Source organism: Frankia sp. CeCAU1 (assembly GCF_977971845.1).
This window is the reverse complement of sequence record NZ_CDWWXA010000120.1, coordinates 1-10,541: the sequence shown is the minus strand read 5'-3', so window position 1 is coordinate 10,541 and position 10,541 is coordinate 1. Positions and strand designations below refer to the sequence as shown.

8 protein-coding genes and 1 pseudogene are annotated in these 10,541 nt (G+C 67.2%); 2 read left to right on the top strand and 7 right to left on the bottom strand.

What is annotated here, in order from left to right:
• The 5 genes from AC08OO_RS18215 to fxlM all read right to left on the bottom strand — a co-directional run.
• On the bottom strand, positions 1 to 1,426 hold a 1,426-nt coding region (locus AC08OO_RS18215; RefSeq protein ID WP_476618809.1), incomplete at its 3' end, for a thiopeptide-type bacteriocin biosynthesis protein.
• Positions 1,408 to 2,649 carry a lanthionine synthetase C family protein gene (locus tag AC08OO_RS18210; RefSeq protein WP_043591781.1) on the bottom strand — a complete coding sequence of 414 codons (1,242 nt, stop codon included), beginning with the start codon at positions 2,647 to 2,649 and terminating at the stop codon, positions 1,408 to 1,410. The genes AC08OO_RS18210 and AC08OO_RS18215, both read right to left, overlap by 19 nt.
• The gene (locus tag AC08OO_RS18205) at positions 2,650 to 5,652 is read right to left on the bottom strand and encodes a lantibiotic dehydratase (RefSeq protein ID WP_476610720.1); all 3,003 of its coding nucleotides are present in this window, start codon (positions 5,650 to 5,652) and stop codon (positions 2,650 to 2,652) included.
• Between the two features lie 152 nt (positions 5,653 to 5,804).
• On the bottom strand, positions 5,805 to 6,002 hold the full coding sequence (fxlA, locus tag AC08OO_RS18200) for an FxLD family lanthipeptide (RefSeq protein WP_035958751.1): 198 nt from the start codon (positions 6,000 to 6,002) through the stop codon (positions 5,805 to 5,807).
• A 5-nt stretch (positions 6,003 to 6,007) separates the two neighbouring features.
• On the bottom strand, positions 6,008 to 7,303 hold the full coding sequence (gene fxlM / locus AC08OO_RS18195) for a methyltransferase, FxLD system (protein WP_083494872.1): 1,296 nt from the start codon (positions 7,301 to 7,303) through the stop codon (positions 6,008 to 6,010).
• A gap of 304 nt (positions 7,304 to 7,607) precedes the next feature.
• Here fxlM and AC08OO_RS18190 point away from each other — a divergent pair, with 304 nt between their 5' ends.
• Entirely contained in the window at positions 7,608 to 8,720 is a 1,113-nt protein-coding gene (locus AC08OO_RS18190) for a glycoside hydrolase family 15 protein (protein ID WP_235463240.1), read from the top strand.
• On the top strand, positions 8,704 to 9,480 hold the full coding sequence (locus AC08OO_RS18185; protein ID WP_476610719.1) for a glycosyltransferase family 25 protein: 777 nt from the start codon (positions 8,704 to 8,706) through the stop codon (positions 9,478 to 9,480). Before AC08OO_RS18190 ends, AC08OO_RS18185 begins: the two co-directional genes overlap by 17 nt.
• 94 nt (positions 9,481 to 9,574) lie before the next feature.
• Here the strand turns inward: AC08OO_RS18185 and AC08OO_RS18180 are convergent, their stop codons facing one another.
• On the bottom strand, positions 9,575 to 10,249 hold the full coding sequence (locus AC08OO_RS18180; protein WP_476610718.1) for an acyltransferase: 675 nt from the start codon (positions 10,247 to 10,249) through the stop codon (positions 9,575 to 9,577).
• Positions 10,246 to 10,541, bottom strand: a pseudogene (locus tag AC08OO_RS18175) (alpha/beta hydrolase); the annotation flags it as partial. The gene AC08OO_RS18180 and the pseudogene AC08OO_RS18175, both read right to left, overlap by 4 nt.

Below are 10,541 nucleotides of genomic sequence, written 5' to 3'. Positions count from 1 at the left end.
CCCGGCGGGTAAGACGGGTCAGGTTCACCAGCGGCTGTAGTGCGGCTATGATCGCGCTGCCAGATAGCGGCAGTGCGGCCTGGAATATGAGGAACTGGCGTCGGCACAGGTCAACTGCGAGGTCGGGAACACCGCAGTCGGCCGCAATCAACGCCGACAGGTTCCACACCGTGCAAGCGAGATTGATTCGGTCGTGGGGGTCGGTCGGCTCGTGGCAGGACTCCGCGCACTCGCGTACGCTGCGCACCCGAGCTTCGAGGTCTGTGCAACGAAATCGGTGCTGCTCGACAAGAGGAAAACGGGCCACGGCGCGTTCCGCGTCGCCATCGACCGTCAATGTCGGCCGCCCCCGCTGCATCGTTGTCCCGATACGTCGCATCGCTGGCAGGGGCTTGGTCGCTCCGGTGGGCGGGCCCAGGATGGCGGCACGCGCCGCCCAGGCCAGCGTGCTCTGTGTTCGGCTTGGCAATCCGAGGCGGTTCCAGTGAAAGATCGTCAGGTAGCTTGCCACGTCTCGGAGGCCCCGCTCCAGCGTGCCCGTGCGAGCTGCGCTGCCGAGGCTCTGCCCGGCTTGCCGGAAGGCGTCGGCCCAGCCCGCCGCATAGGCGAGAGGACCGTCTGCGTGCAGCAGCGGCCCGTCCGGAGTCGTGTCGACGAGCATCAACCGTTTGAGGTCGCTGATCATCGCCGTCAGCTTCGAGGTGGGGACGTCGGCGGGCAGGGGTCGTTCCAGAGTGACCCGGTGCCAGACGTCGCCTTGTTCGTACCATTCCAAGCCCGCTGCGCGCAGCAAACAGGTGCTCAGGAGCAGCGACAGTTCACGTCGGCCGAGCTCGGCGTCGGGATTACGGCTCAAATTCATGATGGAGTTGCTGTCAGCGCAGAACAGCCTGTGGGCGATGTCGATGCCGACCCCGCCGCCGAAAGCCGCTGTCTCTGCCTCGTATGTTCCTGTCCACCATCGGGCGATCCTGCCCTCGGTGACGAGCTCATCGAGGGCGGCCGCGGTGCTTGCCTTCATCACAGTTCCGGTTGGTCCTGGTCGGAGGCGAATCCTCCAGCAGGGATATTTCCGCATGAACCACCATGCAGCGACGATGCCGCAGTTTCCGGCACGATGGAGTAGTGGCGCGATGTAACGGGCAGCGGCCTGTTCTGCGGCGTGCCAGTCGGTGAACTCGATGTAGATCTGCCACCAGTCGGAGGCGACCTGTTGGTGAAGGGCCTGTCGTCCGGACCGCTGGTAGATGGCGGCGGCCTCAGCCAGTTCCGCTGGCTTCATGCGCTCGTCTCCGGCGGCCTCGTTCAGCGGTATCCCGGTCAACAGCTTCAGAACGGCGCGCTCGACATCCCTGTCGACGAGCGAGGCGCCTTCGGTTCCGCTTTCTTCTTCCGTTGCTCCGGGTGTCAGTCGATCAGTAGACACGCATCCCATCCAGAGCGCGGCGCGACAGTATGCGCGGCAGTGTGCAGGGTGAGGGCCGTGCCGGCTGTCCCGTTCAGGAGCCCGGGGCCGGCAACGGGCTCGAAGTCAGCGAATCGAACCAGGTTGTCAGCCAAGCACTGCAATTGGTCGGCAAGTACCGGTGTTATGGCATCGTGAGCTGCGCGCCAGACTGTCTGATACACACCGGCCCAACCGTGGCACAGTCCACCATCTTTGATCCGCCCCAGCTGAACGGGATCGTTGAGACACTGGAAAAGCGCCTGTTCATACTTCTGCTGGCGGCGACCGTCACCGAGAGCGAGCGCCGCGAGCTGGCCCGCGCGGGCAAGCCCGGGAGTGCCGTAACACCAACTGGGACGCGCCGGGCCGGGCTGGCTTGTTCTGCCCTGACGCAGGTCGGGCAGAGTGATCCATTCCGGCCACCAGGGTCCGGCTTCGCCGTCCTGCTGCCAGGCGTCGAGCCAGGCGCAGACGTTTATGATCGTATCGTGCTGTCCGTCGACGACGACACCACGCCGCATCGCCCGACTGAGCAAGGACAGCGGCCCGGCTATCCCGTGAGCGAGGCCCAAGTTACTGTGCCCACCGGGGTAGGCAGGGGAGGCGCGGCGGTGCGGATCGTGGTTGACCCACCAGCCCGGCAGCGTCTGCCCGTCGATCCGATGCGGCTTAGACAAGGCGACGAGGTAGGCGAGAACCCGCTCCATTGCGCTGCCCTGGGGAGCGCGACGCAGTAGCAGCGCGCCGATCCCGGTCAGACCGAAAAACACGTCGTACTCGCGGAACCCTGGCAGTCTCCCGGCCGCGATGCGCTCCATGGCTGCGTCGGCTCGGTGGTGGGCGATCGCGGCGACGTGCCCGTCGATGGCGGCGAGGGCGCCGCGGTAGCGGCTCGGGTCGCTTCCTGCCGCGGCGTCCAGCATGAAGGTGATCGCTGGGGCGCCGAGGTACAGGCCGGTGTTGTCTGTGATGTTGGCCGGCGCGGCGACCGCGCTGCGGATCCAGCGGTCGGCCTGCTGCCACGTGCCGAGCCCGGCGTGGGCGCGTTCGATGTGGAGCAGGGCGATGCCCGCGCTGCCTTTCGTGAGGGACTGCGGTGCCCAGGGTTCGCTCTCGGGCGGGGGCTCGGGCAGAGCTAGCCGCTCGGCGTAAAGATCAACGGTCTGCGCGATTCCCGGAGGGGTGCTCGTTGAGGTCGCCACTCATGTCTCCGTGCGGTGGGCGGTGTGGCGCAGCGCGCAGGCCCGTGCGAGCCGGCCGGTGGCTCGTTCGACAGCCGGGTCGACACCGACAGCGCGATTGTGGTGCAGGTGCAGGAGCGATCGCAGGACCGGCATCGGGTCGCGTTGGTCAGCGAGGGCATCTCGGTACGCCGCCAGCGCACTGGCGCGGGTGCCCCAGGCAGCCAGGACATCGCGTCCGCCGGGCAGGGATTGCAGCCGCGTCCAACTGCCGTGCGGGTCGGCTAGTTCGAGTGTCTGTTGCCGTAGCGCGGGGTCCAGCCTTCCGTGTTCTTGGCGGAGTTCGCGGATCAGCCAGTCCAGCCCGTCTTGTGGGGACCCGGCGTAGCTCACTGCCAGGTCGACCAGGCTGGCAGCGGCCAGGGCCTGGGGATGCACGCCTGCGCGGATGGATGCGCTGATCTGGGCGATGGCGCAGGCCGAGTCGGCGGCGAAGACGTCCTGGACGTGGTCCAGGGCTGGGCTGTGTCCGTAACGTCCCGACTGGGGGTCATAGGTGGTGAGCGAGACGTGCGCGAGCAGGTGTTGTCGGCGCAGATCGTCGGCCCACCGGGCAAGGCATGCGGCGGCAGGGCCGTATGCGGAGGGCTCCGATAGCCAGAGGTATACGGCGAGGTACTGGTCGATCTCTGGTCTGCGCATTTCGCGGTTCCGCCGAAACCACCAGCGCGGCCTGTGGACGCCGAAGGCGTCGATCATGTGGGGAAGGTGTTGCGTCAGGAGTTCCTCGACGCGCGCCGGATGCCCGTACAGGTGCGCGGACACGACCGTGGACTCGCCGGGGAGATGCCCGGCGTCGACGGCCACGACTCGCCGTGTGCTGATGCCTGGCCCGGGATCTGTGGCGGGCTGCGGGTCCAAGACCATGGGGATCAGCACCTCGTGGGCACGCCCCAGCCAGGCCACGTCTTCCAGGGTCGACGTCTCGCGCAGTTCCAGGCGGTCAGCGCGTTCCAGCCGGGTGCGCAGCAGGAGACGGTGAAGCGGGTGGCCGAGGTCCACCGGCTGCCGCCGGTCGTGCTCCACCATCGCGACATGGCCGGGAACCCACCACCGGCTGCACCAGGCTTCCAGCGCGGCGTCCCACTCGGCCGTCGAGGCGCCGCGGCCGGGAAGTTCACCGGCCGCTAGCAGCCACCGTGCCGGAGACAGCACGGTGCGCCGGTATCGAACGCGTGGAAGGTAGGGAAGCTGTGCCGCCGCGCCGAAGTGGAATGCCTTGTACACGGCGGCTCGGGCGGTGGTGATCTCAGCGAGGAACCTCGCGAGCGGCGGGGTGTGCACGCCGGCCTCCAGGGCGTGGGCGACCCGCGGTTCGACGTACCGGCCGGTGGAGATCTGGGCGAGGTAGAAGCGGCGGTCGTCCACGCTGACCGCGAGGTCCGTCAGGGGGATCAGGCGTTCGTCGCCGTCGCGGTATTCGGCCACGGGGATCACATGTGTCAGGAGCTGCTGCGTGCGCGCGACGTTCTCGTTGCGCCGCTTACGCGGGGCGAAGGAGAGCTGCGCGGGGATCGCGTCGGTGCCGGCCGCAGCGAAGGTGCCCGCGATCAGGTCGCGGCCGTCCGCTGGCAGCAGGTGGGCGTAGCGGCCAGCCATGCTGCTGCCGGGCCGTGGCGTGCCGGTCACCGCCACCGTGAACCGGCCGCGGGCCAGCGCCTCAACGGACATGGAGCGGATCTCCACGGCCACCTCGACCCGAGCAGGCAGGTGCACGTCGGCCGGATCGCTGACCGCAAGCTCCTCGATCATCTGATCAGTCAGGACGATTTCGCCGCCGCCGGACAGCGTGGCCCGTTGGATCAGCGCCAGTAGTTTCTCGTCACGTTCACTCACCTGCCGAGCGGCACGCCTGCGCGCCGAGCCCAGATAGTCGGCCGGAACTCCCAGGCCACTGTCGGAGATCAGGTCCATGACCGGCACGAAGGCGCCCGTCCCGTAGCGGGTCCGGAACCGGGAGTGGTAGTCCCGCCAGGCGGGATAACCCAACGGATACGGTGAGAGTCGATAGAGGACCTGGACGGCGTTGCGGGCTTCCTGGGCGACCTGGTCCGGTATGTGAACGTCGCACTCCAGGATCGTGTCGACGATCATGGGTACCTCGGCGGCCTCGCTCAGCGCGTGCATCTGCTCGGTCACGGCCGACCTTGACCCGAGAACCTGGCTGGTGGCCGACACCTCCTTGTGGATCTCGAACATCGAACGGACAAGATCGCTAACCTCCGGAATGCTGTGGGCGTCAACGGCCTCCAGCTGAGCGCACGCATGACCGAGTGCATCCAGGCAGGTCATCGGCGCTGACAGATTGCTCAGCAGGATTCCTTGGTCGAGCAGACCCGTGAGCATCTCGTCGATCCGCTGCGCGGGGGCACTGGGGAAGCGCTCCATGAGCAGTATTCGTAGCTCGCTGAACGTGACCGGTTTCCGCGTGGCCTCCAGCGCGGCGCAGACCGGTCGACTGTGGCGCACGGACACCTCGATCGGCGCCAACTCGTCCGCTATGCCATCCGGCGTCGGCGCGGGCGCTCCGAAGCGGTCACCGCGCACCAACCCGGCGCCATTGGCGACCAGCGACAGCCGCTCCCGCAGCGTCGGACACCGGTGCAGGCGCGCGAGGACATCACCGAGCCAGCCCGCGTCAACCCGGGCCTCGACCCGGTGATCGCGACCCCACCGCACCTTCGCCCCAGCATCGATCCGGGCCAGCGCGACTCCGGCGAACAGCCCAAAGGGAGTGGGACGGCGCTGCCACCGAAGCAGATAGGACGCTACGGAAAGCACGGTCCGGCGAACCGCTCGCACGTCATGACCACTGGAGGTCAGAACGGTGTCAACCTGCTGAATCAGCGCGGGACTCGCCTGAGCGATCGCCGCGCGAATTTCCTCGCGCCGCCACATCGCCGACAGCCACGCCGACCCTTCTTCCGCGGCGTCGGCACCGAACAGGTCCAGGTCCGCTGGCAAGTCCAATCCGCCCGGATCGGTGCTCGCACGTAGTAGTGCTGCACCGGCCCACTGGTACATCGCTGGAGATCTCACCGCCATGCCGCCTCCCGGGGCACTGCTGCTGTGCGGGGGCCGTGGGTCGGGGAATGCACCGACGACCCCCGTACAGGTCAGGACGGGTCGTCGGCGAACGAGTTGCAGGAGCTGTCGTTGCCCGAGCAGGTGTTGCCGCATCCGTCATCGGTGGGGCAGTCCCCCATGATCGGGCCGTACGCCACGAGCACCCGTACATCCAGCGTGTACTCGTCGTCCTCGCCAGGCCGTTCAGCCAACGCCGTGGCGCTTCCAGACAGCGAAACCTCTGACATATGGATCATCCTCCTGCTCGGCGGGATGCTGCGCCCCGGCCGGCCGCGACGCTCGCCGCTCCCGGCCAGGAGATCGTGATCCGGCTGTGCTTCTTGTCGATGACGCGGCCAGCCGGCAGCTGGTCATCGGCGGTGCCTGCGGGGTCAACGCGGAACTGTGGCGAGCTGTGGCGGTGTTCCCGCCCCCAGACCTGGAGCTGCTCGGCGACCTGTTCGGCCAGCTCGGACGCGCCCGGACCGAAGGCATGCACACCTAACTCGACGTCCACCGAGTCCGCCGCACCGCGCGTCGTGACATAGGCGAGGGTGTCGTCGTCGACGACGGCCACCGCGGCGGAGTGACTGCCCGGTGGGGAGAGCAGACCCGTGTCCAGCTTTCTGTCCAGCACAACGCGACAGAAGCCCGGCAGCACGGTGGCGAGCCACATCTGCGTACCGGCCCACGGTTCGAAACGGCCGATCGTGACCCCGCTCCAGACCTCCACCCGCGGCGCGTCGAATACGCCTTCCAGCAGGCCCGGATCGGTCGGGGGCCCCTCCTCGAAGCGCAAGGTGATCTCACCCCCGCGTAGGACCAGCAACGTGGTCTGGTGCGCTCCGGCGCCCTGGATGGGCACGAAGCCGAACAACCGGGACGCCCGACTGAGCAAGTACTCGTTGGCTCGCTCGAAGGTGATCACACGCGACAGGCCCCGCAGCTGCAACGGCACCGCCAGACGACCGCCCTCGGCCAGCTGAGCCACCCAAGCCGGCGGAACGTCCCACGCACCGACCGTGACCAAAATACGGTCATAAGGGGCGTGCTCAGGCACACCGAACTCGGCGTCGGCGAGCACAACGTTCACCTGAGGGTAGCCGACCTGCGCGAGAAGATGGCGCGCCCGGTCGATGACGTCCTTGTCGATGTCGACCGTGGTGACCTGACCTGCCGGACCGACGAGCTCGGCGATCAAGGCAGCGTTGTACCCCCCAGAGCCGATCTCCAAGATCCTCATGCCGGGGGTGATCGCAGCCTGCTCCAGCATGTACGCCTGGACCTGCGGAGCGGAAACCGAGCTCACAGAACTTCCAGCGTCGTCGCGCTTCGTAACTACTCCGTTGTAAAGCTGGTAAGCCTCCTCCAGCTCCACCCCCGGTGCGAAGGCTTCCCGACTGACCTTGCGCATCGCGGCCTCGACCGGCCGCGAGGTGATCGTGCCCTCGGCAAGAAGATCGTCAACCATCTTCCTGCGCAGCTGCGCTGCGCGATCGAGGCCGGAGACGTCGCTGTTCGGCTCTACGGGTGAAGACACGTCGGTCACACGATCTTCCTTGTCGTCGGCGGGTGCGGTGGCGAGCCGTATGGCCGTCAGCGGCTCGTTGGCTCGTCCGGTTAAGAATGCCGGCCACGATCACGATCGACCAGGCCAGCAGCTACCCGTGTCGATGGTCATCGACCGACTATCTGGACATATCCTGGACACTGTGGTGGTCATTCCTTCACTGTCCGTCGATGAGGTCAAAGAGAGTCTGAAGCGCCTCCGCCAAGGACATGGCCTGGCTCGCCCCACCGCGCTTCCTACCGTGCTGCCTGAGCTGCTCCGGGCCCGCCTGGCAGACGGCAGGGTGAGCGAGCCTGCATCGGCGCAGGAGGTCACGCTGCTCGTGACCGCGTTCCGGCAAGCCGTCGAGGGGCTGGCCGACGACGAGCGCCTGTGCGTCGAGGTCGACTTCAACCTGAGCGCCGAGCATCGGTACCCAACGCTCACCGAGCGACAAGAGTCGCTCGCGCGCCAGCAGAGGTGCGCGGCGAAGACCGTTCGTCGCCGCGCCGACCGAGCGCTGGACACCCTCGCCTACATGCTGTTGACGAACGGGCCATCGACCGTCACGTCGACGGTCAGGAGCCCGGCAACGGTCTCGTCCCCTGAACAGGATCGGTCGCCGGTCGATCACGGCGAGCCCTGGGGCGAGGACCTGAGAGCGTTCTGGCGACTCTCCCACGGGGCACGCATCGATATCGTCTGCTCGGAGATCCCCGAGGATGAGCGCCCAGAGTACGCCTCGCCAGCCGACCGTAACTACCTCCGTTATGCGAAGTTCGCAGATCTTGACACGTTGATCTACCTGCGGACCCGATTCGCCCGGTTAGCCCCGACCGTGACGATTCGAGACTTCGCCCCCTCGGAGTACTTCGACACCCAGGCCGATGTCCTCGTGGTCGTCGGCGGACCGCCGTGGAACGCCAAGTACCGCGAGTTTCTCCCGCGGCTGCCGTTCTTCTTCGAGCCCCATCCGCTGGGCGCGGACGATCCCCTGGTGGTACCCGGCATGAACGGGCTGGTTCTCGGTCCACGCTGGACCGAGCGCAACGAACTGCTGGAAGATCTCGCCGTCTTCACCCGGCTCACGCTCGCCCAGGGCACCACCGTCTTCCTGCTCGGAGGCTGCCTCACCCTCGGGGTACTCGGTGCCGCCCGTTGCCTACTGGAGGCCGAGCGCGGTGCACGCAGTTCCCGCTACATCACCGAGCATGTCAACGACGCAGACTTCGTCCTGGTCACCGAAGCCCGGCGGATCGGCGGCCTCACCGATGTAGCCGACCTGACCCGGGTCCCTCCGCTGCTCCTGCTCGCCCGCAGCAACAACGAACCCTTCGCCGTGCACGTCGACAACTCCGACCGCTACCTTCAAGATCAGTCCGGAACGGAGGTCCACCACATTGATCACTCCCGCTGATCTTCGTACCTATGTGATCAACCTGCTTCGGCGGCCTGACCGGCGGGCACGGATGACGCACGTGCTTCCGCCGGAGCTCAAGGCGACGTTCACCTCGGACTGGCGCGGCCTCTTCGACGGCCTGAACCTCACCCGAAGCCAGCTCGACGCTGCCGGCTACACCCTCTTTCCCTGGCAGATCGAGTCCGACAATCCCTGGTGGGCCAGACCCCTGAAGTACGGCGAGATCGGCTGCACACTGGCGCACCTGGCCTGCTGGCGCCATGCCGCTCAAACCGGTGACGAACCATTCATCGTCTTCCTCGAAGACGACCTCGTCATCCCGGACGCCTTCCTCGACCAGCTCCTCGCCGGCCTGCACCAGTTGACCCGCCACGGCCCCTTCGACCTGCTCTACCTCGGCCGCTTCCCCCTCGAACCCGACCACGACCAGCCGGTCCTGGATGGATTCGTCTCGCCTGGTTACAGCCACTGCACCTTCGGCTACCTGCTCACCAGGCCCGGTCTCGGCCTGGTGCTTGCCGCCCACATCGAAGAGGCCGTCGTGCCGGTCGACGAGTTCCTGCCCGCGCTCTACATCGACCATCCGCGCCCTGATCTACGCGCCCGGTTCCGCCGACGGCTGACCGCCCTCGCGTTCGAACCACCACTGGTCTCCCAGCGCCCCAAGGATGAGGCCGGAAGCGACACCGAACGTTCGGCTTTCGTCGAGCCCAGAGACCGGCAGCCAGAACAGGGGGCGGCGAACCATCGCCGTTAGCGGGGCGGTCGCCCAGCGGCCACATCCGGCCGACCGTGGGCAGCAGAGGACAAGGGTCGCTCCGCCTCGCCCCCTTCGCCTGAGATGACCTACGTCACAGCCTGTCTGTCTTCGCCAGAGCCTGCCAGTGGCGGATCAAGCCTTGCAGCCGGCGTCCTCGCCACCACTCGGCCGGAACGTGGACGTTGATGCCCGTAACCACATGATCCGGTGCAACGTCCCGGGTTACCACGGCGCCCGCGGCAACGTAGCTGCGTGGGCCGATACGGACGCCGCCCACCACCCTCGCGCCGTAGCCGACCACGGAGTCAGCTTCGATCATCGGAGGCTCCTCGTCGACCTCCCACCAGCCTTCGTGGGGACGGGCGTACTCGTGCACGAGATCGCCCATCATTGTGGAGCGATCGCCGATGGTCGTGCCGTCACAGACGAATCCCGCCACGCAGGCGTCCACGCCGATCGCGACACGATCACACACATACGCTCCATAGGCGACACGGGTTCGTTCGCCGACCACGCAGTTGTAGCCGATCCGCACGCGGTCCTCGATGACGCAGTTCGCGCCGATCCAGACCCCTTCGTGGACCACGACCTGATTACCGATCACGCAGTGCGCCCCCACCACCACCGGTTCCCCGGACGAGGTCGAGCCGGACCCCTTCTGCTGGGCCCGCAGGCGCGCCTCTTTCGGGTAGCCGAAAACGCAGTGCTCGCCCACCACGGTGCTCTCCTCAATGTGCACCGGTGCATACAGAGAGGCGATGTTCATGCTCGGCCCTTGTCGCCAACGAGCCACCTCACTGTGACTGCGACTGCCTCGTCCTCTCGTTCTCGGGTGTCGAAGCCGTGATCCGAACCTTCGACGGTGTGAAACTCGGTGTGGGGTCTGGCGCAGGCTGCCTGCCACGCGATCTCGTACGAGACCGCGGTGTCCCGATCGCCGTGTACCACGAGCGCCGGTGCAGCGGTCGCCATCAGGGAGTCCAGCGGCCGATAGTGATCAAACTCGTCGAACAGCACCCGGCCGACCTCGAACTCCCCGTCGAGCACCAGGAACCCCT

Excerpts from the sequence above, each read along its gene's own strand:
- fxlA (WP_035958751.1), bottom strand. The coding sequence starts at position 6,002 with ATGTCAGAGGTTTCGCTGTCTGGAAGCGCCACGGCGTTGGCTGAACGG.
- AC08OO_RS18180 (WP_476610718.1), bottom strand. The coding sequence starts at position 10,249 with ATGAACATCGCCTCTCTGTATGCACCGGTGCACATTGAGGAGAGCACC.